This window comes from Streptomyces termitum (assembly GCF_014650175.1).
GTDB lineage: Bacteria > Actinomycetota > Actinomycetes > Streptomycetales > Streptomycetaceae > Streptomyces > Streptomyces termitum.
The window spans coordinates 489,002-511,149 of record NZ_BMUL01000001.1 but is presented as its reverse complement, the minus strand read 5'-3'; the positions used below and the strand labels follow the sequence as shown (position 1 = coordinate 511,149).

Below are 22,148 nucleotides of genomic sequence, written 5' to 3'. Positions count from 1 at the left end.
TGTCGCCCCGATCACCCTCCCGGGGTACGAAACGGTGCTTTACGGTCCTCCGGCGGGCCGGGGCCGGGCGTGTCGGGCGTCCGGGGGCCGGGCGGTCAGGGTTCCCGGACGTCCTGCCAGGCGGCCCGGAGGTGGCCGGCGACCTCGGTGGCGGTGATCGGCCCGGCCCCGGCGGAGGCCCGGCGGGCGGCGAGGCCGTGCAGGTAGGCGGCGCAGGAGGCGGCGTCCAGGGGGGCGAGTCCGGCGGCGAGGAGGGCGCCGGCCAGGCCGGAGAGGACGTCGCCGGAGCCGGCGGTGGCGAGCCAGGGGGTGCCGGTGGGGTTGACCCGGACGGGGCCGGTGCCGCCGGGGCCGCAGACCAGGGTGGTGGAGCCCTTGAGGAGGACGGTGGCGCCGTAGCGGGCGGCGAGTGCGCGGACGGCGGCGAGCCGGCCGGCCTCCACTCCGGCCCGTTCGGTGCCGAGCAGGGCGGCGGCCTCGCCGGCGTGCGGGGTGAGCAGGGTGGGGGCGGTGCGGGCCCGGACGGCCTCGGGGGTCAGGTGGCGCAGCCCGTCGGCGTCGACCAGGACGGGCACGTCGGAGGCGAGGACCTCGGCGACCGCGACCGGGGCGCCGGGCCCCTCGCCGGTGCCGGGGCCGACCACCCACGCCTGGACGCGGCCGGCCCGGTCCGGCGGGCCCTCGTGGACGAGGGTCTCGGGGTGGGCGGCGATCACCGCGTCGCGGGCCGGGCCGACGTAGCGGACGGCTCCGGCGCCGCCGCGCAGGGCTCCGGCGACGGCGAGGACGGCGGCGCCGGGGTAGCGGGCCGAGCCGGCGACGACGCCGAGGACGCCCCGGCGGTACTTGTCACTCTCGGCGGCCGGGGCGGGCAGCAGCCGGGCCACGTCCTGGTGCTGGAGGGCCTCCAGGTCGGGCACGGAGGGGAGGTGCGGGCCGAGGCCGATGTCGACCAGCCGCAGGGCGCCCGCGTACTCCCGGGCGGGGTCGATCAGCAGGCCGGGCTTGTACGTGCCGAAGGTGACGGTGGCGTCGGCGCGCAGGGCCTCCCCGGCGACCTCTCCGGTGTCGGCGTCGACGCCGCTGGGCAGGTCGACGGCGACGACGACGGCGTCGGAGCCGCGCGCGGCGCGGGCGACGGGGACGGCCTCGGGGCGCAGTCCGCCCCGGCCGCCGATGCCGGTGACGCCGTCGAGGACGAGGTCGGCGGCGGCCAGGGCCTCGTAGGGGTCCTCGGCGACGCGGCCGCCGGCGGCGCGGAAGGCGGCGAGGCCGCCGCCGTGGGCGCGGGTGCCGAGGAGGATCGCGGTGGTGCCGGCGCCGCGCCGGGCCAGCCGGGCGCCGGCGTGGAGGGCGTCGCCGCCGTTGTCGCCGCTGCCGACGAGGAGGACGACCCGGGCGCCGTAGACCCGGCCCCTGCCGAGCAGGGAGCAGCAGGCGGCGGCGAGTCCGGCGGCGGCCCGCTCCATGAGGGCCCCGTCGGGCAGCCGGGCCGCCAGCGCGGCCTCGGCGGCCCGGACGGTCTCCACGCGGTGAGCGGTACGCATGGGCAGCAGTCTGCCGCAGCGGGCGGGTCCGCGCCCGGGGGGTTGACTCCCCCGCACCAGCCGACTTAGGTTTGCCTTACCTAAGTAGAACTCCCCGGTCCGCCCGGGGTCCGAGACCCGTGCGCGGCACTCGTACCGCCGCCGGCCCTGGCAGCCGCGCACGCCGGGGAACGGGGTCCGGCACCGCCTCCTCGCGGCCGGACCCCGTTCCCGTACGCCCGCTTCCGCACGGCGCCCGGAGGGCTCACCCCTCCGCGATCACCACCGCCGAGGCCACCCCCGCGTCATGGCTCAGGGAGACGTGCCAGTGCCGGACGCCCAGCTCGGCGGCGCGGGCCGCGACCGTGCCGCGCACCCGCAGCCGGGGCTGGCCGGTGGACTCCACGTACACCTCGGCGTCGGTCCAGTGCAGGTTCCCCGGCGCCCCGAGCGCCTTCGCCAGAGCCTCCTTGGCGGCGAAGCGCACCGCCAGGGAGGCCGGACCGCGCCGCTCGCCGCTCGGGAGCAGCAGCTCGCCCTCGACGAAGAGGCGCTGGACCAGCGCCGGCGTCCGTTCCAGCGACGCGGCGAACCGGTCGATCTCCGCCACGTCGATCCCCACCCCGATGATCACGTTCTCACTCCACCGTCACGGATTTGGCCAGGTTGCGCGGCTGGTCCACCTCGTTGCCCCGGGCGGTGGCCAGCTCGCAGGCGAAGACCTGGAGCGGCACCGTGGCGACCAGCGGCTGGAGCAGCGTGGGCGTGGCCGGGATCCGCACGAGGTGGTCGGCGAACGGGACCACGGTCTCGTCGCCCTCCTCCGCGATCACGATCGTACGGGCGCCGCGGGCGCGGATCTCCTGGATGTTCGAGACGATCTTGTCGTGGAGGACCGAGCGCCCCTTCGGCGAGGGCACCACCACGACGACCGGCAGGTCCTCCTCGACCAGCGCGATCGGCCCGTGCTTCAGCTCGCCCGCCGCGAAGCCCTCGGCGTGCATGTACGCCAGCTCCTTCAGCTTCAGCGCGCCCTCCAGGGCCACCGGATGGCCGACGTGCCGGCCCAGGAAGAGGATCGTGTCCTTGTCCGCGAGCGAGCGGGCCAGGGTGCGGACCGGCTCCATCGTCTCCAGGACCCGCTCCACCTCCTCGCCGATCCTGGCCAGCTCGCGGACGACCGCGCGGACCTCGTCGCCCCACTTGGTGCCCCGCACCTGCCCCAGGTAGAGCGCGAGCAGGTAGCAGGCGACGAGCTGGGTGAGGAACGCCTTGGTGGACGCGACCGCGATCTCGGGCCCGGCGTGCGTGTAGAGCACGGCGTCGGACTCGCGCGGGATGGTCGAGCCGTTGGTGTTGCAGACGGCGAGCACCTTGGCGCCCTGCTCGCGGGCGTGCCGCAGCGCCATCAGGGTGTCCATGGTCTCCCCCGACTGGGAGATCGCGACGACCAGCGTCCGCGCCCCCAGGATCGGGTCCCGGTAGCGGAACTCGCTGGCCAGCTCCACCTCGCAGGGGATGCGGGTCCAGTGCTCGATGGCGTACTTGGCGATCAGCCCGGCGTGGAAGGCGGTGCCGCACGCCACGATGACGATCTTGTCGGCCTCGCGCAGGACCTCGGCCGGGATGCGCACCTCGTCGAGGGTGAGCCGGCCGCTCGCGTCGATCCGCCCCAGCAGGGTGTCGGCCACGGCCTTCGGCTGCTCGGCGATCTCCTTGAGCATGAAGTGGTCGTGGCCGCCCTTCTCGGCGGCGGACGCGTCCCAGTCCACGTGGAAGGCGCGGACCACGGCGGGCGCGCCGTCGAAGCCGGTGACGGCGACGCCGTCCCGGGTCAGCTCGACGACCTGGTCCTGGCCCAGCTCGATCGCCGAGCGGGTGTGCGCGATGAACGCCGACACGTCGGAGGCGAGGAAGTTCTCCCCCTCCCCCACGCCGACGACGAGCGGCGAGTTCCGGCGCGCGCCCACGACCGTCTCCGGCTGGTCGGCGTGGACCGCGACCAGGGTGAAGGCCCCGTCGAGCCGCCGGCACACCAGCCGCATCGCCTCCGCCAGGTCCCCGGTCGCGGAGAACTCCTCGGCCAGCAGGTGCGCGACGACCTCGGTGTCCGTCTCGGACCGCAGCACGTGCCCGCGCCCGGCCAGCTCCTCGCGCAGCGCGGCGAAGTTCTCGATGATCCCGTTGTGCACGACGGCGACGCGCCCGGCGTTGTCCAGGTGCGGATGGGCGTTGGCGTCGGTCGGCCCGCCGTGGGTGGCCCACCGGGTGTGCCCGATCCCCACCATCCCGCCCGGCAACGGCCGTTCGACCAGCTCCTTCTCCAGGTTGACCAGCTTCCCGGCCTTCCGCGCGGCGGCCAGCCCGCCGTCCGCGAGCACCGCCACCCCCGCCGAGTCGTACCCCCGGTACTCCAGCCTCCGCAGCCCCGCGACCACCACATCGAGCGCCGACTGCCCACCGACATATCCCACGATTCCGCACATGTGCGGCAGCCTACGGCGGGGAGGCCCGGGAGGACCGGAACCCGCACGGGCCCCGGCCGGTCGCCGTCAACCGGACACCACGTGACCCACCCCACCCCCCACTCCCCCCGCCGACCCGGGACAATGGGGCCGTGATCACTTCGCCGCCACGAAGCGCCCACGGCGTCCGAGCCGTGAGCGGGGGGAGCCGTAAGGTGCCCGAGACGACTCCGTACGTCGACCTCACCCGCGCCGAGTGGAGCGCCCTGCGGGACAAGACGCCGCTGCCGCTGACCGCCGACGAGGTCGAGCGGCTCCAGGGCCTCGGCGACGTCATCGACCTCGACGAGGTGCGGGACGTCTACCTGCCGCTCTCCCGGCTGCTCAATCTGTACGTGCAGGCCACCAGCGGACTGCGGGGGGCGCTGAACACCTTCCTCGGGGAGCGGGCCGAGCAGAGCGGCACGCCGTTCGTCATAGGGGTCGCCGGGTCGGTCGCGGTCGGGAAGTCGACCGTCGCCCGCCTCCTGGAGGCGCTGCTCGCGCGCTGGCCCGAGCACCCGCGCGTGCAGCGGATCACCACCGACGGGTTCCTCTATCCGATGGAGGAGCTGAAGTCGCGCGGCCTGATGTCCCGCAAGGGCTTCCCGGAGTCGTACGACCGGCGGGCGCTGACCCGCTTCGTCGCCGACGTGAAGGCGGGGAAGCAGGAGGTCACCGCACCGGTCTACTCGCACCTGATCTACGACCGGGTGCCCGACGAGCGGCTGGTGGTGCGCCGCCCCGACATCCTCATCGTCGAGGGGCTGAACGTGCTCCAGCCCGCGCTGCCCGGCAAGGACGGCCGGACCCGGGTGGGCCTCGCCGACTACTTCGACTTCTCGGTGTACGTGGACGCCCGCCCGGAGGACATCGAGGGCTGGTACCTCAACCGCTTCCGCAAGCTCCGCGAGACCGCCTTCCAGGACCCGTCCTCGTACTTCCGCCGGTGGACGCAGGTCTCCGAGGAGGAGGCGCTCGACTACGCCCGCACCATGTGGCGGACCGTCAACAGGGTGAACCTGCTGGAGAACGTGGCCCCCACCCGGGGCCGCGCCACGCTCGTCGTCCGCAAGGGCCCGGACCACAAGGTCCAGAAGCTGAGCCTCCGTAAGCTCTGAGGATGCTGCATCTGCGGATCCTCGTGCCGTCCGATCGCACCCGGGCGGTCACCGACCTGATCGGGGCGACCGTCGGCACCGCCCACCTGGTGGTGCTGCCGGGCGCGGCCCGGGACCCCGCCGGGGACGTCGTCCTGTGCGACGTGGCCCGCGAGGCGGGCGACGAACTGCTGCACGGGCTGCGGGAGCTGAGGATCGATCACGACGGCGCCATCGCCGTCGAGAACATCGACCTGTCGATGTCGGAGCGGGCCGACGCCGCCGAGGAGGAGGCCCCGGGCGAGGGCGCGGACGCCGTCATCTGGGAGCAGTTGGCGGAGGCGACGCACGAGGAGTCGACGCTCTCCTTCACCTACCTGTCGTTCATGGTCCTGGCGACGATGATCGCCGCCTGCGGCGTCGTCCTGGACAACGCCATCCTGATCGTGGGCGCCATGGCGGTCGGCCCGGAGTTCGGTCCGCTGGCGGGGGTGTGCACGGCGATCGTGCAGCGGGCGCCGCGGCTGGCCGCCCGCGCGCTGGTGGCCCTGCTGATCGGGTTCGTCGCGGCGATCGTGGCGACGACGCTGTTCAGCCTGCTGATGGACCGGCTGGACCTGTTCAGCGAGTCCATGCTCGACGGGGCGCGCCCGCAGACCAGCTTCATCTGGCAGCCGGACCCGTTCTCCCTGGTGGTGGCGCTGCTCGCGGGCGCGGCCGGCACCCTGTCGCTGACCTCGTCGAAGTCGGGCGCGCTGGTGGGCGTGGCCATCTCGGTGACGACCGTCCCGGCGGCGGCCAACGCGGCGGTGGCGCTCGGCTACGGCGAGGTCGGCCAGATGTGGGGCTCCATCGAGCAGCTGCTGCTGAACCTCGCCGCGATCCTCGTGTCCGGCACGGCGACCCTCGCGCTCCAGAAGAAGCTCTGGCACACCCAGCGCGGCAAGCTGAGGCGCCGGCTGCGCCGGGGATGACGACGGGGGCGGTACGGGTCTCCCCGCACCGCCCCCGTCCCGTCTCGTCACGGGCGGCGCCGGTCTAGCCGAGCGCCGACTTCACGACGTCGGCGAGGCGCTGCGCGACCGCGCGGGCCTGCTCGATGTCGGCGGCCTCGACCATGACGCGGACCAGCGGCTCGGTGCCGGAGGAGCGCAGCAGGACCCGGCCGGTGGTGCCCAGCTCGCGCTCGGCGTCGGTGACCGCGGCGGCCAGCTCCGCGGAGGTCGTCACGCGGGACTTGTCGACGTCCTTCACGTTGATGAGGATCTGCGGCAGCCGCTCCATGACGGCGGCCAGCTCCGCGAGGGACTTGCCGGTGGCGGCGACCCGGGCGGCCAGCATGAGGCCGGTGAGGGTGCCGTCGCCGGTGGTGGCGTGGTCGAGGACGATGACGTGGCCGGACTGCTCGCCGCCGAGGGCGAAGCCGTGCTCCTTCATGGACTCCAGGACGTAGCGGTCGCCGACCGCGGTCTGGACGAGGGTGAGGCCCTCGCGCTCCATGGCGAGCTTGAAGCCCAGGTTGGACATGACGGTGGCGACGACGGTGTCCCCGCGCAGGGTGCCGGCCTCGCGCATGGCGAGGGCGAGCACGGCGAGGATCTGGTCGCCGTCCACCTCCGCGCCGGTGTGGTCGACGGCCAGGCAGCGGTCGGCGTCGCCGTCGTGGGCGATGCCGAAGTCGGCGCCGTGCTCGACGACGGCGGCCTTGAGCAGCTCCAGGTGGGTGGAGCCGCAGCCGTCGTTGATGTTGAGGCCGTCGGGGGCGGCGCCGATGGTGACGACCTGGGCGCCGGCCCGGGTGAACGCCTCGGGCGAGACGCGGGCGGCGGCGCCGTGCGCCTCGTCGAGGACGACCTTCAGGCCGTCGATGCGGTTGGGCAGCACGCCCAGCAGGTGGGCGACGTACGTCTCGAAGCCCTCGGTGTAGTCGCGGACGCGGCCGACGCCGGCACCGGTCGGGCGCTCCCAGGGGGCGCCGGTGCGGTGCTCCTCGTACACGGCCTCGATCTTGTCCTCCAGCTCGTCGGCGAGCTTGTGGCCGCCGCGGGCGAAGAACTTGACGCCGTTGTCGGGCATCGCGTTGTGGCTGGCGGAGAGCATCACGCCGAGGTCGGCGCCGAGGACGCCGGTGAGGTGCGCCACGGCCGGGGTGGGCAGCACGCCGACGCGCAGGACGTCGACGCCGGCGCTGGCGAGGCCCGCGACGACGGCGGCCTCCAGGAACTCTCCCGACGCGCGGGGGTCACGGCCGACCACGGCCACCGGCCGGTGGCCCTCGAAGGTGCCCGCCTCGGCGAGCACGTGCGCCGCCGCGACCGACAGGCCGAGCGCCAGCTCGGCCGTCAGATCGGCGTTGGCCACACCGCGCACGCCGTCCGTGCCGAAGAGTCGTCCCACAGCTGTCCTCCGAAAATGCGTGCCCAGGGTGTCATCAAAGCATCCATGAAAAAACGTACGCCCCGACGGCACGCGCAGTGCGCCGGGGCGTACGTACAAGCAGTGCGAGCAGGCGATTAACGCTTGCTGTACTGCGGAGCCTTACGGGCCTTCTTGAGACCGGCCTTCTTCCGCTCGACCGCGCGGTCGTCACGGGAGAGGAAGCCGGCCTTCTTCAGCGCCGGGCGGTTGTTCTCGACGTCGGCCTCGTTGAGGGCACGGGCCACGCCGAGGCGGAGGGCGCCGGCCTGGCCGGACACGCCGCCACCCGCGATGCGGGCGATGACGTCGTAGCGGTCGTCGAGCTCAAGCACCTTGAAGGGCTCGTTGACTTCCTGCTGGTGCACCTTGTTGGGGAAGTAGTCCTCAAGGGTGCGACCGTTGATCTTCCACTTGCCGGTGCCCGGGACGATCCGGACGCGGGCGATGGCGTTCTTGCGACGGCCCAGGCCGGCGGCCGGCTGCGGGTCGCCGAAGCGGGACGCGAGGGACTCGGAGGTGTAGTCACCCTCGACGATCTCGGTCTCGGTGGTGTACTCCTCGACGCCCTCGAACTCGTCGACGGGGGTCTCGGGGGTGGTCTCGGCCACGATGCTCCTCAGATTTCTTTCGTTCTTAGGGGGTGTGGCCGGAACTACTGCGCGACCTGGGTGATCTCGAACGGGACCGGCTGCTGGGCAGCGTGCGGGTGGTTCTCGCCCGCGTAGACCTTCAGCTTCGAGAGCATCTGACGGCCCAGGGTGTTCTTGGGGATCATGCCCTTGATGGCCTTCTCGACGGCCTTCTCGGGGTTCTTGGCCAGCAACTCGTCGTAGCGGACGGAGCGCAGACCACCCGGGTAGCCGGAGTGGCGGTACGCCATCTTCTGGGTCTTCTTGTTGCCGGACAGGTGGACCTTGTCGGCGTTGATGATGATGACGAAGTCGCCCATGTCCATGTGGGGGGCGTAGACCGGCTTGTGCTTGCCTCGCAGGAGGTTCGCAGCCGTCGTCGCCAGACGGCCCAGGACGATGTCCTGCGCGTCGATGATGTGCCACTGGCGAGTGACATCGCCGGGCTTGGGGCTGTACGTACGCACTTCGTAGCCTTCGCTTCTTCAGTGGATGGAGTCCAGACACACCTGAAGCGATCATGCAGCTGGGGCCTGCACTGCCGGGTCACGCCCGTATGCGAGCCACTGGTAACTGCTCCAGGGAACCTGCGTACGGCTCCTTCGCGTGAGAACGCCGAAGCCCATACGCATAACAAACGGCAACAGTACCCGCGCCACCCCCGGCGGGTCAAAATGCCCCGGCGCCCCCAGGACGCCGGGGCACCGCCGTCAGCGGGCCCGGTCGACCCGCCGCTCGTCCCACACCGGCTCCGTCGTCTCCCGCACGACCCCGTCCGAGCCGAAGACCAGGTACCGGTCGAAGCTCTTGGCGAACCAGCGGTCGTGCGTGACGCACAGCACCGTGCCCTCGTACGACTCCAGACCGGTCTGGAGGGCCTCCGCCGACTCCAGGTCCAGGTTGTCCGTCGGCTCGTCCAGGAGCAGCGCCGTGGTGCCCGCCAGCTCCAGGAGCAGGATCTGGAAGCGGGCCTGCTGGCCGCCGGAGAGCTTGTCGAAGGGCTGGTCGCCCTGCCGCTCCAGCTCGTACCGGCGCAGCATCGACATCGCCCCGCCCCGGTCCTTGGCGTGCTCCGTCCACAGGATGTCCACCAGCGGGCGCCCGGCCAGCTCGGGGTGGGCGTGGGTCTGCGCGAAGTGCCCGGGGACGACCCGCGCCCCCAGCTTCCACTCCCCGGTGTGCGCCACCGACGGGTCCCCGGCGAGCAGCCGCAGGAAGTGCGACTTCCCGGAGCCGTTCGACCCGAGGACGGCGACCCGCTCCCCGTAGAACACCTCCAGGGAGAACGGCTTCATCAGGCCGGTCAGCTCCAGCCCCTCGACCGTCACCGCCCGGACCCCGGTCCGGCCGCCGCGCAGCCGCATCCGGATGTCCTGCTCGCGCGGCGGCTCCGGCGGCGGGCCCGCCTCCTCGAACTTCCGCAGCCGGGTCTGCGCCGCCGCGTACCGGGACGCCATCTCGTGGCTGACCGCCGCCGCCTGCCGCAGGTTGACCACCAGCTTCTTCAGCTGGGCGTGCTTCTCCTCCCAGCGCCGCTTCAGCTCCTCGAAGCGGGCGAAGCGCTCGCGCCGGGCCTCGTGGAAGGTGTCGAAGCCGCCGCCGTGCACCCACACGTCGGAGCCGGCCGCGCCGGGCTCCACCGCGATGATCTTCTGCGCGGCCCGGGAGAGCAGCTCCCGGTCGTGGGAGATGAAGAGGACGGTCTTGCGGGTCTCCCGCAGCCGCTCCTCCAGCCACCGCTTGCCGGGCACGTCCAGGTAGTTGTCCGGCTCGTCCAGGAGCAGCACCTCGTCGGTGCCGCGCAGCAGCGCCTCCAGGACCAGCCGCTTCTGCTCACCGCCGGAGAGCGTCCGCACCTCGCGGAACTGCGCCTTGTCGTACGGCATGCCGAGCGCGGCCGTGGTGCAGATGTCCCACAGCGTCTCGGCCTCGTAGCCCTGCACCTCGGCCCAGTCGGCGAGCGCCTGCGCGTACGCCATCTGCGCGGCCTCGTCGTCGACGGTCATGATCAGGTGCTCGGCCGCGTCGACCGCCTTCGCCGCCTCCCGGATCCGGGGGTGCGCCACCGAGACCAGCAGGTCCCGGACGGTCGACCCGTCCCGTACGGAGCCGATGAACTGCGGCATCACGCCGAGCCCGCCGCCGACGGTGACGGAGCCGCCGTGCGGCTGGAGCTCCCCCGCGATCATGCGCAGCAGCGTCGTCTTGCCGGCGCCGTTGGCCCCGACCAGCGCGACGACCGCGCCCTCGCCCACCCGGAAGGAGGCGTCCCCGAGCAGGACCCTCCCGTCCGGAAGGTAGTACTCCAGATGCGCGGCCTCGACATGTCCCATGGAGGGCATTGTCACCGCCCGTGTCGCTTTCCCCCAAGCGGTTTAGGATGCGCGGCATGAGCTTTGGGGGACCGCAGTGGCCGCAGGAGCCGCAGCAGCAGGGGCAGCAGGGGTGGGGCGGACCGCCACAGGGGCAGCCACCGGGACCGCCGCAGGGGCAGCCGGGGCCGTACGGGCAGCAGCCCGGCCCCTACGGTCCGCAGCCCGGTCCGTACGGGCAGCAGCCCGGTCCTCACGGACAGCAGCAGCCCCCGCAGCCGCCGTGGCAGCAGCAGCCCGACCCCGCCGCCGCCGGCACCCCCGACTGGGGCGCCCTCGCCGACGCCTCCGCCGCCGGTGGCCGCCGCAGGCGCCGGCTGATGATCGCGGGCGGAGTGCTCGCCACGGTGGCCGTGGGCGCGCTCGTCGCGACCGCCGTCGTCGTCACCAACAAGAAGAACGACGAGGCGAAGAACGGCGGCCCCACGCCCGCCCCCACCGCCACCGCGACGGCCTCCCCCACCCCGGAGCCGACCTTCTCCTCCGTGGCGCCGCCGCCCCCGCCGGACCCGAAGGACTACATCACCGACCCGAAGAAGGACACGGCCCCGCTGACCGCCGAAGGACTCTTCCCCGGCAAGAAGCTCACCATGGCCGGCCGGCCCTACCAGAAGGGCGCGACCTCCTCCACGACGAAGTGCGCCTCGGTCACCCAGGGCGCGCTCGGATCGGTCCTGAACCGCCACGGCTGCGAGCGGGTCATCCGCGCGACCTACGTGAAGGACGGCGTCGCGGTCACCGTCGGCGTCGCCGTCTTCCCCGCCGAGAAGGCCGCGCTGGCCGCGAAGAAGGAGGCCGACGGCGGCATCGCCCCGCTGGCGGGCTCCGGCGTGCCGGGCTTCTGCCGCGCCACGGTCTGCCTGCGCCGCTCGAACTCGCTCGGCCGCTACGCGTACTTCACCCAGGCCGGCTTCCTGAACGGCGCCAAGGTCACCACCGCGGACAAGCCGGTCTTCCAGGCCAGCGACGACCTCGGCACCTTCGTCTTCAACCAGATCTACGCCCGCGGCAAGGCGCAGGCGAAGGCCGCCGCCTCGGCCCCGCCGCGGTAGCGGGGCCGGTCCCTCAGCAGCAGCCGGCCGCGCCGGGCAGGGTCCGCTTGTTCCGGGCCTCCCGGCTGCGAACGGCCAGCAGTTCGTCGGCCGGGTAGCCGACCTCCTCCAGGGTGAGGCCGTGCGGGCGCACCACGTGGACGGCGGAGTCCCGGACCCCGGCGGCCAGCACCTTCCCCGGCCAGTCCACCGGCCGGTGGCCGTCGCCGACGAAGAGCAGCGCGCCGACCAGCGAGCGCACCATGTTGTGGCAGAAGGCGTCGGCCTTGACCGTGGCCTCCAGGACCCCGTCCGGCCGCCGCTCCCAGCGCAGCTCCTGGAGGGTGCGGATGGTCGTCGCGCCCTCCCGCTTCTTGCAGTACGCGGCGAAGTCGTGCTCGCCGATCAGCGCGGCGGCGGCCTCGTTCATGGCGTCCGCGTCGAGGGTCCAGTCGTGCCACAGCACGTGCCCGCGCAGCAGCGGGTCGACGCCGCCGGGGCGGTCGGTGACCCGGTAGGCGTACCGCCGCCAGACCGCCGAGAAGCGGGCGTTGAACCCCGCCGGGGCCTCGGCGACGGACCACACCCGCACGTCGTGCGGGAGCCGCCCGGCGAGCCGCCGCAGCAGCAGCTCCCGGTGCTCCTCCCACACCGCCGCCGGCAGGTCCACATGGGCGACCTGCCCGCGCGCGTGCACGCCGGCGTCGGTCCGCCCGGCGACGGTCAGCTCGTACGTCTGAGGGGACCGCGTCACGGTCCTCAGCGCGTCCTCGATCTCGCCCTGCACGGTCCGCTGCCCGCGGGCCTGCTTGGCCCAGCCGGAGAAGTCCCGGCCGTCGTACGAAAGGTCCAGCCGTACCCGTACGAACCCGGGCTGCGCGTCATCACTCACCCCGGAATCCTCTCAGACGCACGGGAACGGGCCCGCACCCCAGGGGGTACGGGCCCGTCCGCGAGAGACTCCGGAAGGAGACGCTTACGCGTCCTTCGCCTCGTCCTCGGTCGCCTCGGCGGCGGGGGCCTCGTCGGCCTCCTTGACGGCGCGCTTGGTGGCGGCCTCGGCCTCGGCGACGGTCGCCTTCTTGGCGATCTCGCCCTCGACCAGCTCGATCACGGCCATCGGGGCGTTGTCGCCACGACGGTTGCCGATCTTGGTGATACGGGTGTAACCACCCGGACGCTCCGAGTAGCGCGGGGCGATCTCGGTGAAGAGGGTGTGGACGATGCCCTTGTCGGTGATCGTCTGCAGCACCAGGCGACGGTTGTGGATGTCGCCCTTCTTCGCCTTGGTGATCAGGCGCTCGGCGACGGGACGCAGACGGCGGGCCTTGGCCTCGGTCGTCGTGATGCGGCCGTGCTCGAACAGCGACTTCGCCAGGTTGGCGAGGAGCAGCTTCTCGTGAGCGGCGGAACCGCCGAGGCGGGCACCCTTCGCGGGACGCGGCATGGTGTTTCTCCTTGTGATCTGCACCGGCCGTATGAGGTACCGGTGTCAGTGTCCGAGCGGGCGGTCACCCGTCGGAGATCCGGACAGGCCCCGAAGGGGCGAGTCCGGAAGGGGCGCGGGGAACTGCGCGGTCAAGCACAGCGCACCCGCGCCGGAGTACGGACCCGAGGGCCCGAGTTCTCAGTACTGCTCGGTCTCGACGAAACCGGCGTCCGCGTCGTCGTCCGCGCCGAAGGCGTCGGCGGCGGCGGTCGGGTCGAATCCGGGCGGGCTGTCCTTGAGGGCCAGGCCCATGCCGGCCAGCTTCGCCTTGACCTCGTCGATCGACTTCGCACCGAAGTTGCGGATGTCGAGCAGGTCGGCCTCGGAGCGCGCCACGAGCTCACCCACGGAGTGGATGCCCTCGCGCTTGAGGCAGTTGTAGGAGCGGACGGTGAGCTCCAGCTCCTCGATCGGCAGCGCGAGGTCGGCGGCCAGGGCGGCGTCCGTGGGGGACGGGCCCATGTCGATGCCCTCGGCGTCGATGTTCAGCTCGCGGGCGAGACCGAACAGCTCGACCAGGGTCTTGCCGGCGGACGCCATGGCGTCGCGCGGGCGCATCGCCTGCTTGGTCTCGACGTCGACGATGAGCTTGTCGAAGTCGGTGCGCTGCTCGACTCGGGTCGCCTCGACCTTGTAGGTGACCTTGAGGACCGGCGAGTAGATGGAGTCGACCGGGATGCGGCCGATCTCCTGGCCGACCTGCTTGTTCTGCACGGCGGAGACGTAGCCGCGACCGCGCTCGACGGTCAGCTCCATCTCCAGCTTGCCCTTGGCGTTCAGGGTCGCCAGGACGAGGTCGGGGTTGTGCACCTCGACACCGGCCGGGGGCGCGATGTCGGCGGCGGTGACCAGACCCGGGCCCTGCTTGCGCAGGTACATCACGACCGGCTCGTCGTGCTCCGAGGAGACGACCAGCTGCTTGATGTTGAGGATGAGGTCGGTGACGTCCTCCTTGACACCCGGCACGGTGGTGAACTCGTGCAGGACGCCGTCGACGCGGATGCTGGTGACGGCGGCACCCGGGATCGAGGAGAGGAGGGTACGACGGAGGCTGTTGCCGAGGGTGTAGCCGAAGCCCGGCTCCAGCGGCTCGATCACGAACCGGGAGCGGAACTCGTCGACGACCTCTTCGGTCAGCGACGGACGCTGAGCGATAAGCATGTGTGTTCCTTCAGTCGTGGACGCCCACTATTTGACGTCCTCGGGTGTTACAAGGGTACGGGCGGTACGCCCCCCGGAGGGGACGCACCGCCCGAAAGCCCTGGTCAAGCAGGCCGTGTGTCAGCCGCGGCGGCGGAGAACGCCGCCGACCGGGTCAGACGCGGCGGCGCTTGGGCGGACGGCAGCCGTTGTGCGGCGTGGGGGTGACGTCCTGGATCGAGCCGACCTCGAGGCCGGTGGCCTGGAGGGAGCGGATCGCGGTCTCGCGGCCGGAGCCGGGACCCTTGACGAAGACGTCGACCTTGCGCATGCCGTGCTCCTGCGCGCGGCGGGCGGCCGACTCGGCGGCCATCTGCGCGGCGAAGGGGGTGGACTTGCGCGAGCCCTTGAAGCCGACGTGGCCGGCGGAGGCCCAGGAGATCACGTTGCCGGACGGGTCCGTGATCGAGACGATCGTGTTGTTGAACGTGCTCTTGATGTGCGCGTGGCCGTGAGCGACGTTCTTCTTTTCCTTGCGGCGCACCTTCTTGGCAGCGCCCTGACGACCCTTGGGGGGCATCTCTTACTCCTACGGGAGGTGGTCGGTCCTACAGCGAAGACCGCTTGGTCAAGCGTCCGCTGAGGACTACTTCTTGCCCGGCTTCTTCTTGCCGGCGATGGCGCGACGCGGGCCCTTGCGGGTACGAGCGTTCGTGCTGGTGCGCTGGCCGCGGACGGGCAGGCCACGACGGTGGCGCAGGCCCTGGTAGCAGCCGATCTCGACCTTGCGGCGGATGTCGGCGGCGATCTCGCGGCGGAGGTCACCCTCCGTCTGGAGGTTGGCGTCCACGTACTCGCGGATCTTGACGAGGTCTTCCTCGGCAAGCTCACGGACACGGGTGGACGGGTCCACGCCGGTCGCGGCGAGGATCTCCTCGGACCGGGTGCGCCCGATACCGAAGACGTAGGTGAGTGCGACCACCACGCGCTTCTCGCGCGGGATGTCAACACCGGAAACGCGTGCCATTCAATGGCTCCTGTGTTCTCGGGGGTCTGCTGCAGAACCACTCCCGGCTGCCGTATCAGGTACAGGTCGGGTCCCCGGCCCCCGCCGGAGGTACCGTCAGCCGTGGATCACGACCGGACGGGTTCTGCGTATGTACGTATTGCTATGCGTCGCGCGAAGACTGCGAGATGCAGGTCGGTCGGCGTGCGTCAGCCCTGGCGCTGCTTGTGGCGCAGGTTGTCGCAGATGACCATGACCCGGCCGTGACGGCGGATCACCTTGCACTTGTCGCAGATCTTCTTGACGCTCGGCTTGACCTTCATGGGATGTGAGGTTCTCCGGGTCAGTGCCACCACCCGCGCGCGGAGGCGTGGGTGCGGGCAAGATCTACTTGTACCGGTAGACGATCCGGCCACGCGTCAGGTCGTACGGAGACAGCTCCACGACGACCCGGTCGTCCGGGAGGATGCGGATGTAGTGCATACGCATCTTGCCGGAGATGTGCGCGAGGACCTTGTGACCGTTCTGGAGCTCCACCTTGAACATGGCGTTCGGCAGGGACTCGATCACGGTGCCCTCGATTTCGATGGCACCTTGCTTCTTGGCCACGCTTCGCCCTTCGAATCGGCTACCTTGATCGACTCTCGCACTCCGGTGCGGACACACGGGTACACGAGAGCCGACGCGTCAGTCTACGCCAGGCCCTACCCAAAAGACGAATCGGGAAAGTGTGCCCAGCATCTAAGATCGTTACGCCAGCGGGTCCGGGGCCGCCGTGACGCCCAGCTCCGCGAGCTTCGCCCGGCCGCCGTCCACCGCGGTGAGGACCAGCGGGCCCTCCTCCGTCAGCGCGATGCTGTGCTCCCAGTGCGAGGACCAGGTGCCGTCGGTCGTGATGACCGTCCAGTCGTCCTGGAGGACCTCGGTGCGCGGCGTGCCCAGCGAGACCATCGGCTCGATCGCCAGGCAGAGGCCGGGCACCAGCTTGGGGCCCTTGCCGCGCTTGCGGGAGACGTAGTTCAGCAGGTGCGGGTCCATGTGCATCTCGGTGCCGATGCCGTGGCCGCCGTAGTCCTCGACGATGCCGTACCGGCCGAGGCTGTGGTCGCCGACCGGCGGCCGGGGCTGCCGCTTGATGTACGACTCGATCGCCTTGGAGATGTCCACCAGCCGGTTGCCGGCCTTCATCGCGGCGATGCCGGCCCACATCGACTCCTCGGTCACCCGGGAGAGCTCGATCAGCTCCGGGGCGTGACCGGTGCCGACGAAGGCGGTGTACGCGGCGTCGCCGTGCCAGCCGTCGACGATCGCGCCGCAGTCGATCGAGATGATGTCGCCGTCCTTGAGGACCGTCTTGTCGTCCGGGATGCCGTGGACGACGACCTCGTTGACCGAGGTGCAGATGGTCGCGGGGAAGCCGCCGTACCCGAGGAAGTTCGACTTCGCCCCGTGGTCGGCGATCACCTTGCGCGCGACCTCGTCCAGGTCCCGCGTCGTGGCGCCGGGCACGGCGGCCTCGCGGGTCGCCGCGTGGATGGCGGCGACGACCAGCCCCGCCGCTCGCATCTTCGCGATCTGCTCGGGGGTCTTGATCTGCACCATCGTGACGGGGGCCTTTCCAACGACTACAGGGGGCAGGAACAACGATACGGCCGCGGCACCCGTGAGGGGCACCGCGGCCGTGTCGGACGAACCGGGGGTTACTTCTTCAGCGCGGCCATGGCGCGCGCCGTGACCTCGTCCACCTTGCCGAGCGCGGAGATCGTCACGACCAGGTTCTGCGCCCGGTAGTAGTCGATGATCGGCTCGGTCTGCGTGTGGTAGACCTCCAGGCGGGTGCGGACGGTCTCCTCGGAGTCGTCCGCGCGCTGGTAGAGCTCGCCACCACAGGTGTCGCACACGCCCTCGGTCTTCGGGGCGTTGTACTCGACGTGGAAGACGTGCGAGGAGTCGTTGCGGCAGATGCGGCGACCCGCGATCCGCTTCACGACCTCGTCCTCGGGGACCTCCAGGTCCAGGACCGCGTCCAGCTGCATCTCGTCCGCCTTGAGGACGACATCCAGGGCCTCGGCCTGAGCCACGTTGCGCGGGAACCCGTCGAGCAGGAAGCCGTTCGCGGCGTCCGCCTGCTCCATACGGTCCTTGGCCATCCCGATGGTCACCTCGTCCGGGACGAGCTCGCCCCGGTCCATGTAACCCTTGGCCTCCAGGCCCAGCGCCGTGCCCTGCGAGATGTTGGCACGGAACAGGTCACCCGTGGAGATGTGGGGGATGTCCAGGTTCTTGGCAAGGAACGCGGCCTGCGTTCCCTTGCCGGCCCCGGGCGGTCCGACGAGGACGATTCGCATCAGCGGAGGAACCCTTCGTAATTGCGCTGCTGGAGTTGGCTCTCGATCTGCTTCACGGTCTCCAGCCCCACACCCACGATGATGAGGATGCTCGTCCCGCCGAACGGGAAGTTGGCATTGGCACCGCCGAAGCCTGCCAACGCCATCGTCGGCACAAGAGCGATCAGACCCAAGTACAGCGAGCCCGGCCAAGTGATCCTGTTGAGCACGTAGCTCAGGTACTCGGCAGTAGGTCGACCAGCCCGGATACCCGGGATGAACCCACCATACTTCTTCATGTTGTCCGCGACTTCCTCGGGGTTGAACGAGATCGCCACGTAGAAGAAGGCGAAGAACACGATCAGGAGGAAGTAGGCGGCGATGTAGTAGGGGTGGTCACCCTTGACGAAGTGCGCTTCGATCCAGGTCTTCCAGCCCGCCGTGGAGTTCGAGAACTGCGCGATCAGGGCCGGGATGTAGAGCAGCGACGAGGCGAAGATGACGGGAATCACACCCGCCTGGTTCACCTTGAGCGGGATGTACGTGGACGTACCGCCGTAGGAGCGTCGGCCGATCATGCGCTTCGCGTACTGCACCGGGATCCGGCGCTGCGCCTGCTCGACGAAGACCACGAGGGCCACCATCACGAAGCCGATGAGGATGACGGTGCCGAACTCGATCCAGCCCTGGGCGAGCTTGCCGCTCTCCTTGATGGCCCAGAGGGCGCCCGGGAAGCCGGCGGCGATCGAGATGAACATCAGGATCGACATGCCGTTGCCGATGCCGCGGTCGGTGATGATCTCGCCGAGCCACATCACGACGGCGGTGCCCGCGGTCATGGTGATGACCATGGTGGCGATGGTGAAGATCGACGGGTCGGGAACGACCTGGCTCGCGACGGAGCAGCCGCTGAAGAGGGCACCGCTCTTGGCGGTGGCCACCAGGCCCGTGCCCTGGAGGATCGCCAGCGCGATCGTCAGGTAGCGGGTGTACTGCGTGATCTTCGCGGTGCCGGACTGCCCCTCCTTCTTGAGGGCCTCCAGACGCGGGATCACGACCGTGAGCAGCTGCAGGATGATGCTCGCGGTGATGTACGGCATGATGCCGAGCGCGAAGATGGTGATCTGCAGCAGTGCGCCGCCGCTGAACATGTTCACCAGGCCGAACAGGCTGTTGTTGCCATCGCGTGCCTGGTTCACACACATCTGGACGGCCTCGTAGCTGACGCCGGGGACCGGGATGTGGGCCCCGAGGCGGTACAGCACGATGATGCCCAGCGTGAAGAGCAGCTTCTTGCGCAGGTCGGGCGTCTTGAACGCCCGGGCGAAGCCGGTGAGCACGGTGCCTCCTGCGACCCCCGCGCTATGCGTCAGAGGTGACGGTCTTGAGATTCGATAAGGACGGATGTATATCCGCCCCGGCTCCGGCGGTCTATACCGCATGAGCATGGACGGTGCACGCCACCTTACCGGCGACCGTGCCCCCCTAGGAACGACCAACCGGGGATGCCCCTTTTGAGAGGCATCCCCGGTCGGATGTTCAAGCCATCGAGTCGTCTCAGACGAGCTCGGTGACGGTGCCGCCGGCGGCGGCGATCTTCTCCTTGGCGGAGCCGGAGACGGCGTCGACCGTCACCTGCAGCGCCACGGAGACCTCGCCCTGGCCCAGGACCTTGACGAGCTGGTTCTTGCGAACGGCACCCTTGGCGACCAGATCGGCCACCGTGACCTCGCCACCCTGCGGGTAGAGCGCGGCCAGCTTGTCCAGGTTCACGACCTGGTACTCGGTGCGGAAGGGGTTCTTGAAGCCCTTCAGCTTCGGGAGACGCATGTGGAGGGGCATCTGGCCACCCTCGAAGCGCTCCGGAACCTGGTAGCGGGCCTTCGTGCCCTTGGTACCACGACCGGCCGTCTTACCCTTGGACGCCTCACCACGACCCACACGGGTCTTGGCGGTCTTGGCGCCCGGGGCGGGACGGAGGTTGTGGATCTTGAGCGGGTTGTTCTCCGCCATGATCAGTCGACCTCCTCAACCGTCACGAGGTGGCGGACGGTGTGCACCATGCCGCGGAACTCGGGGCGGTCCTCCTTGACGACCACGTCGTTCAGGCGCTTGAGCCCGAGCGAACGAAGGGTGTCGCGGTGGTTCTGCTTGCTGCCGATGTACGACTTCGTCTGCGTGATCTTGAGGCGAGCCATTACGCACCCGCTCCCGCACGCGCACGAAGCAGAGCCGCGGGGGCGACGTCCTCGAGGGGCAGACCGCGGCGGGCCGCGATCTCCTCGGGACGCTGCAGGCCCTTGAGGGCCTCCACGGTCGCGTGCACGATGTTGATCGCGTTGTCGGAGCCGAGCGACTTCGACAGGATGTCGTGCACGCCGGCGCACTCGAGCACCGCGCGCACCGGGCCACCGGCGATCACACCGGTACCGGGGGAAGCAGGCTTGAGCAGGACGACGCCCGCGGCCTTCTCGCCCTGGATCGGGTGGGGGATGGTGCCCTGGATGCGGGGGACCTTGAAGAAGTGCTTCTTGGCCTCCTCAACACCCTTGGCGATGGCGGCCGGCACCTCCTTGGCCTTGCCGTAACCGACACCCACGGTGCCGTCACCGTCACCCACCACGACGAGCGCGGTGAAGCTGAAACGACGACCACCCTTGACAACCTTGGCGACGCGGTTGATCGCGACTACGCGCTCAACGTACGCGGTCTTCTCGGCGGCGGCAGCGCCACCGTCGCGGCCCTTCCGGTCCCGCCGCTCGCCGCCACCGGCACCGCTGCCGCGGCGCTGGGGTCCAGCCATTGGAATACCTCTCTCTGTTACGTCCGTTAGTCCCGGAACCGGGGCTTAGAACTTCAGCCCGGCTTCGCGGGCGGCGTCAGCCAGAGCGGCAATGCGCCCGGCGTACCTGTTGCCACCACGGTCGAACACGACGGCCTCGACACCGGCGGCCTTGGCGCGCTCGGCGACCAGGGCGCCGACCTGCTTGGCCTGCGCGGACTTGTCACCCTCGCCACCGCGGACGGAAGCGTCCAGGTGGGAGGCCGACGCCACGGTGTGGCCCTTGAGGTCGTCGATGACCTGCGCGGTGATGCCGCGGTTGGTGCGCGTCACGACGAGGCGCGGACGCTCCGCCGTACCGGACACGTTCTTGCGGATGCGCAGGTGACGACGCGCCTTCGCGGCGCGCTTGTAAGCGTCGCCCTTGGCGATCTTGACACCGTATGCCATGGCTTACTTACCAGCCTTTCCGACCTTGCGGCGGATGACCTCGCCCGCGTACTTGACGCCCTTGGCCTTGTACGGGTCGGGCTTCCGCAGCTTGCGGATGTTCGCGGCGACCTCGCCGACCTTCTGCTTGTCGATGCCCTCGACCGAGAACTTGGTCGGCGACTCGACCTTGAAGGAGATGCCCTCGGGGGCCTCCACCAGGATCGAGTGGCTGTAGCCGAGCTGGAACTCCAGACCGGAGCCCTTCGCGGCCACGCGGTAACCGACACCGCTGATCTCGAGCGCCTTGACGTACCCCTGGGTCACACCGGTGATCATGTTGGCCACCAGCGTGCGGGACAGGCCGTGGAGGGCCTTGTTCTGACGCTCATCGTTCGGACGGGTGACGTTGAGCACGCCCTCCTCGCCCTTGGCGATCTCGATCGGCGCGGCGACGGTGTGGGTCAGGGTGCCCTTGGAACCCTTCACCGTGACCGTGCGGCCCTCGATGGTGACGTCCACGCCGGCGGGAACCGTGATGGGGAGCTTGCCGATTCGCGACATTGCTATTCCTCCGTTCCCGACTACCAGACGTAGGCGAGGACTTCCCCACCCACGCCCTTCTTCTGCGCCTGCTGGCCGGTCAGGAGACCGTGGGACGTGGAGATGATCGCCACGCCCAGGCCGCCGAGGACCTTCGGCAGGTTGGTGGACTTCGCGTAAACCCGGAGGCCCGGCTTCGAGATCCGCTTGATGCCCGCGATGGAGCGCTCACGGTTCGGACCGAACTTGAGGTCGATGACGAGGTTCTTGCCGACCTCGGCGTCCTCGACCTTCCAGCCCGTGATGAAGCCCTCCTGCTGGAGGATTTCCGCGATGTGCGACTTGATCTTGCTGTGCGGCATCGTCACGGTGTCGTGGTACGCCGAGTTCGCGTTACGCAGACGCGTGAGCATGTCTGCGATCGGATCAGTCATGGTCATGAATTGGCCTTCGGCCTCTCTCGCCGGGGTTTCCTGGTGCACCATCCCTCTCCCCGATCCGAGACGGGGCGGGTGCGGTGCGGTGGACCTACGGCGTAGTAAGTCGTAAGGGCGGCGGACGCCCAACCCCACTAGCCTAAGCCATGTGAGGCGGGGAGTCCGCCAACCCAATGCCTACCGAGAGACTCCGGTCATTCACCAACGCCCAGAGGGCGAAGGGGAATTACCAGGAGCTCTTGGTCACGCCCGGCAGCTCGCCACGGTGAGCCATCTCACGAAGGCACACGCGGCAGAGGCCGAACTTGCGGTACACGGAGTGGGGGCGACCGCAGCGCTGGCAGCGGGTGTACGCACGCACACCGAACTTGGGCTTGCGGGCAGCCTTCGCGATGAGAGCCTTCTTCGCCATCTC

At 70.6% G+C, this 22,148-nt stretch carries 27 protein-coding genes; 3 read left to right on the top strand and 24 right to left on the bottom strand.

Annotated features, from left to right (window positions below; all coding sequences use genetic code 11):
• Positions 1–95: 95 nt before the first annotated feature.
• The 3 genes from IE219_RS02550 to glmS form a co-directional block, all read right to left on the bottom strand.
• A complete protein-coding gene (locus tag IE219_RS02550) occupies positions 96–1,547 on the bottom strand; it encodes an NAD(P)H-hydrate dehydratase (RefSeq protein ID WP_189974787.1) in 1,452 nt (483 codons plus the stop codon).
• Positions 1,548–1,791: 244 nt separating this feature from the next.
• A complete protein-coding gene (locus tag IE219_RS02545) occupies positions 1,792–2,160 on the bottom strand; it encodes a holo-ACP synthase (RefSeq protein WP_189974786.1) in 369 nt (122 codons plus the stop codon).
• A gap of 4 nt (positions 2,161–2,164) precedes the next feature.
• Positions 2,165–4,012, bottom strand: coding sequence for a glutamine--fructose-6-phosphate transaminase (isomerizing) (gene glmS, locus IE219_RS02540; protein ID WP_189974785.1), 1,848 nt, complete (start codon positions 4,010–4,012; stop codon positions 2,165–2,167).
• 131 nt (positions 4,013–4,143) lie between these two features.
• Between glmS and coaA the strand changes: the two genes are divergently transcribed.
• Together coaA and IE219_RS02530 are read left to right on the top strand one after the other, a co-directional pair.
• Positions 4,144–5,151 carry a type I pantothenate kinase gene (gene coaA, locus IE219_RS02535; protein ID WP_373298744.1) on the top strand — a complete coding sequence of 336 codons (1,008 nt, stop codon included), beginning with the start codon at positions 4,144–4,146 and terminating at the stop codon, positions 5,149–5,151.
• Positions 5,152–5,153: 2 nt separating this feature from the next.
• Positions 5,154–6,104 carry a DUF389 domain-containing protein gene (locus IE219_RS02530; RefSeq protein WP_189974783.1) on the top strand — a complete coding sequence of 317 codons (951 nt, stop codon included), beginning with the start codon at positions 5,154–5,156 and terminating at the stop codon, positions 6,102–6,104.
• 64 nt (positions 6,105–6,168) lie between these two features.
• Here IE219_RS02530 and glmM read toward each other — a convergent pair whose 3' ends face one another.
• The 4 genes from glmM to IE219_RS02510 all read right to left on the bottom strand — a co-directional run bounded on the left by glmM (position 6,169) and on the right by IE219_RS02510 (position 10,519).
• Positions 6,169–7,527 carry a phosphoglucosamine mutase gene (gene glmM / locus IE219_RS02525; protein WP_189974782.1) on the bottom strand — a complete coding sequence of 453 codons (1,359 nt, stop codon included), beginning with the start codon at positions 7,525–7,527 and terminating at the stop codon, positions 6,169–6,171.
• A gap of 116 nt (positions 7,528–7,643) precedes the next feature.
• On the bottom strand, positions 7,644–8,156 hold the full coding sequence (rpsI, locus tag IE219_RS02520; RefSeq protein WP_189974781.1) for a 30S ribosomal protein S9: 513 nt from the start codon (positions 8,154–8,156) through the stop codon (positions 7,644–7,646).
• Positions 8,157–8,200: 44 nt separating this feature from the next.
• Positions 8,201–8,644, bottom strand: coding sequence for a 50S ribosomal protein L13 (rplM, locus tag IE219_RS02515; RefSeq protein ID WP_189974780.1), 444 nt, complete (start codon positions 8,642–8,644; stop codon positions 8,201–8,203).
• Between the two features lie 243 nt (positions 8,645–8,887).
• Entirely contained in the window at positions 8,888–10,519 is a 1,632-nt protein-coding gene (locus IE219_RS02510) for an ABC-F family ATP-binding cassette domain-containing protein (RefSeq protein ID WP_189974779.1), read from the bottom strand.
• Between the two features lie 47 nt (positions 10,520–10,566).
• Here IE219_RS02510 and IE219_RS02505 point away from each other — a divergent pair, with 47 nt between their 5' ends.
• A complete protein-coding gene (locus IE219_RS02505) occupies positions 10,567–11,601 on the top strand; it encodes a hypothetical protein (RefSeq protein ID WP_189974778.1) in 1,035 nt (344 codons plus the stop codon).
• A gap of 13 nt (positions 11,602–11,614) precedes the next feature.
• Here IE219_RS02505 and truA read toward each other — a convergent pair whose 3' ends face one another.
• The 17 genes from truA to IE219_RS02420 all read right to left on the bottom strand — a co-directional run bounded on the left by truA (position 11,615) and on the right by IE219_RS02420 (position 22,145).
• The gene (truA, locus tag IE219_RS02500; protein ID WP_189974777.1) at positions 11,615–12,472 is read right to left on the bottom strand and encodes a tRNA pseudouridine(38-40) synthase TruA; all 858 of its coding nucleotides are present in this window, start codon (positions 12,470–12,472) and stop codon (positions 11,615–11,617) included.
• 84 nt (positions 12,473–12,556) lie between these two features.
• Positions 12,557–13,027 (bottom strand): 50S ribosomal protein L17, encoded by a 471-nt coding sequence (gene rplQ, locus IE219_RS02495; protein ID WP_030759335.1) that lies wholly within the window; start codon positions 13,025–13,027, stop codon positions 12,557–12,559.
• Positions 13,028–13,207: 180 nt separating this feature from the next.
• Positions 13,208–14,230 (bottom strand): DNA-directed RNA polymerase subunit alpha, encoded by a 1,023-nt coding sequence (locus tag IE219_RS02490; RefSeq protein WP_030759338.1) that lies wholly within the window; start codon positions 14,228–14,230, stop codon positions 13,208–13,210.
• A gap of 154 nt (positions 14,231–14,384) precedes the next feature.
• Positions 14,385–14,789: a 30S ribosomal protein S11 gene (gene rpsK / locus IE219_RS02485; protein ID WP_003956432.1), complete on the bottom strand. Its 405-nt coding sequence runs from the start codon at positions 14,787–14,789 to the stop codon at positions 14,385–14,387.
• A gap of 66 nt (positions 14,790–14,855) precedes the next feature.
• The gene (rpsM, locus tag IE219_RS02480) at positions 14,856–15,236 is read right to left on the bottom strand and encodes a 30S ribosomal protein S13 (RefSeq protein WP_189974776.1); all 381 of its coding nucleotides are present in this window, start codon (positions 15,234–15,236) and stop codon (positions 14,856–14,858) included.
• Between the two features lie 188 nt (positions 15,237–15,424).
• Positions 15,425–15,538, bottom strand: a complete 114-nt coding sequence (gene rpmJ / locus IE219_RS02475) for a 50S ribosomal protein L36 (RefSeq protein ID WP_003956441.1) — start codon at positions 15,536–15,538, stop codon at positions 15,425–15,427.
• Between the two features lie 64 nt (positions 15,539–15,602).
• Positions 15,603–15,824 carry a translation initiation factor IF-1 gene (infA, locus tag IE219_RS02470; protein WP_003956442.1) on the bottom strand — a complete coding sequence of 74 codons (222 nt, stop codon included), beginning with the start codon at positions 15,822–15,824 and terminating at the stop codon, positions 15,603–15,605.
• A gap of 141 nt (positions 15,825–15,965) precedes the next feature.
• A complete protein-coding gene (gene map / locus IE219_RS02465) occupies positions 15,966–16,817 on the bottom strand; it encodes a type I methionyl aminopeptidase (protein ID WP_189974775.1) in 852 nt (283 codons plus the stop codon).
• Positions 16,818–16,915: 98 nt separating this feature from the next.
• A complete protein-coding gene (locus tag IE219_RS02460) occupies positions 16,916–17,563 on the bottom strand; it encodes an adenylate kinase (protein WP_189974774.1) in 648 nt (215 codons plus the stop codon).
• Complete coding sequence (secY, locus tag IE219_RS02455; protein WP_189974773.1) at positions 17,563–18,882, bottom strand: preprotein translocase subunit SecY; 1,320 nt, start codon at positions 18,880–18,882, stop codon at positions 17,563–17,565. Before secY ends, IE219_RS02460 begins: the two co-directional genes overlap by 1 nt.
• Positions 18,883–19,099: 217 nt before the next feature.
• Positions 19,100–19,555, bottom strand: coding sequence for a 50S ribosomal protein L15 (gene rplO, locus IE219_RS02450; RefSeq protein WP_169088488.1), 456 nt, complete (start codon positions 19,553–19,555; stop codon positions 19,100–19,102).
• A gap of 2 nt (positions 19,556–19,557) precedes the next feature.
• A complete protein-coding gene (gene rpmD, locus IE219_RS02445; protein ID WP_005313525.1) occupies positions 19,558–19,740 on the bottom strand; it encodes a 50S ribosomal protein L30 in 183 nt (60 codons plus the stop codon).
• Entirely contained in the window at positions 19,740–20,345 is a 606-nt protein-coding gene (gene rpsE / locus IE219_RS02440) for a 30S ribosomal protein S5 (protein WP_030201551.1), read from the bottom strand. Before rpsE ends, rpmD begins: the two co-directional genes overlap by 1 nt.
• 45 nt (positions 20,346–20,390) lie before the next feature.
• Positions 20,391–20,774 (bottom strand): 50S ribosomal protein L18, encoded by a 384-nt coding sequence (gene rplR / locus IE219_RS02435; protein WP_189974772.1) that lies wholly within the window; start codon positions 20,772–20,774, stop codon positions 20,391–20,393.
• Between the two features lie 3 nt (positions 20,775–20,777).
• Complete coding sequence (rplF, locus tag IE219_RS02430; RefSeq protein WP_189974771.1) at positions 20,778–21,317, bottom strand: 50S ribosomal protein L6; 540 nt, start codon at positions 21,315–21,317, stop codon at positions 20,778–20,780.
• Between the two features lie 20 nt (positions 21,318–21,337).
• Positions 21,338–21,736, bottom strand: coding sequence for a 30S ribosomal protein S8 (gene rpsH / locus IE219_RS02425; RefSeq protein WP_031012103.1), 399 nt, complete (start codon positions 21,734–21,736; stop codon positions 21,338–21,340).
• 223 nt (positions 21,737–21,959) lie between these two features.
• Positions 21,960–22,145: a type Z 30S ribosomal protein S14 gene (locus IE219_RS02420; RefSeq protein WP_003956452.1), complete on the bottom strand. Its 186-nt coding sequence runs from the start codon at positions 22,143–22,145 to the stop codon at positions 21,960–21,962.
• Positions 22,146–22,148 lie beyond the last annotated feature (3 nt).

What these genes read in the sequence shown, in the direction of transcription:
- IE219_RS02550 (WP_189974787.1), bottom strand. Translation starts at nt 1,547, where the DNA reads ATGCGTACCGCTCACCGCGTGGAGACCGTCCGGGCCGCCGAGGCCGCG.
- glmS (WP_189974785.1), bottom strand. Translation starts at nt 4,012, where the DNA reads ATGTGCGGAATCGTGGGATATGTCGGTGGGCAGTCGGCGCTCGATGTG.
- IE219_RS02530 (WP_189974783.1), top strand. Translation starts at nt 5,154, where the DNA reads ATGCTGCATCTGCGGATCCTCGTGCCGTCCGATCGCACCCGGGCGGTC.
- IE219_RS02510 (WP_189974779.1), bottom strand. Translation starts at nt 10,519, where the DNA reads ATGCCCTCCATGGGACATGTCGAGGCCGCGCATCTGGAGTACTACCTT.
- IE219_RS02505 (WP_189974778.1), top strand. Translation starts at nt 10,567, where the DNA reads ATGAGCTTTGGGGGACCGCAGTGGCCGCAGGAGCCGCAGCAGCAGGGG.
- rplQ (WP_030759335.1), bottom strand. Translation starts at nt 13,027, where the DNA reads ATGCCGCGTCCCGCGAAGGGTGCCCGCCTCGGCGGTTCCGCCGCTCAC.
- IE219_RS02490 (WP_030759338.1), bottom strand. Translation starts at nt 14,230, where the DNA reads ATGCTTATCGCTCAGCGTCCGTCGCTGACCGAAGAGGTCGTCGACGAG.
- rpsK (WP_003956432.1), bottom strand. Translation starts at nt 14,789, where the DNA reads ATGCCCCCCAAGGGTCGTCAGGGCGCTGCCAAGAAGGTGCGCCGCAAG.
- rpsM (WP_189974776.1), bottom strand. Translation starts at nt 15,236, where the DNA reads ATGGCACGCGTTTCCGGTGTTGACATCCCGCGCGAGAAGCGCGTGGTG.
- rpmJ (WP_003956441.1), bottom strand. Translation starts at nt 15,538, where the DNA reads ATGAAGGTCAAGCCGAGCGTCAAGAAGATCTGCGACAAGTGCAAGGTG.
- map (WP_189974775.1), bottom strand. Translation starts at nt 16,817, where the DNA reads ATGGTGCAGATCAAGACCCCCGAGCAGATCGCGAAGATGCGAGCGGCG.
- IE219_RS02460 (WP_189974774.1), bottom strand. Translation starts at nt 17,563, where the DNA reads ATGCGAATCGTCCTCGTCGGACCGCCCGGGGCCGGCAAGGGAACGCAG.
- rplO (WP_169088488.1), bottom strand. Translation starts at nt 19,555, where the DNA reads ATGGCGGAGAACAACCCGCTCAAGATCCACAACCTCCGTCCCGCCCCG.
- rpmD (WP_005313525.1), bottom strand. Translation starts at nt 19,740, where the DNA reads ATGGCTCGCCTCAAGATCACGCAGACGAAGTCGTACATCGGCAGCAAG.
- rpsE (WP_030201551.1), bottom strand. Translation starts at nt 20,345, where the DNA reads ATGGCTGGACCCCAGCGCCGCGGCAGCGGTGCCGGTGGCGGCGAGCGG.
- rplR (WP_189974772.1), bottom strand. Translation starts at nt 20,774, where the DNA reads ATGGCATACGGTGTCAAGATCGCCAAGGGCGACGCTTACAAGCGCGCC.
- rplF (WP_189974771.1), bottom strand. Translation starts at nt 21,317, where the DNA reads ATGTCGCGAATCGGCAAGCTCCCCATCACGGTTCCCGCCGGCGTGGAC.
- rpsH (WP_031012103.1), bottom strand. Translation starts at nt 21,736, where the DNA reads ATGACCATGACTGATCCGATCGCAGACATGCTCACGCGTCTGCGTAAC.
- IE219_RS02420 (WP_003956452.1), bottom strand. Translation starts at nt 22,145, where the DNA reads ATGGCGAAGAAGGCTCTCATCGCGAAGGCTGCCCGCAAGCCCAAGTTC.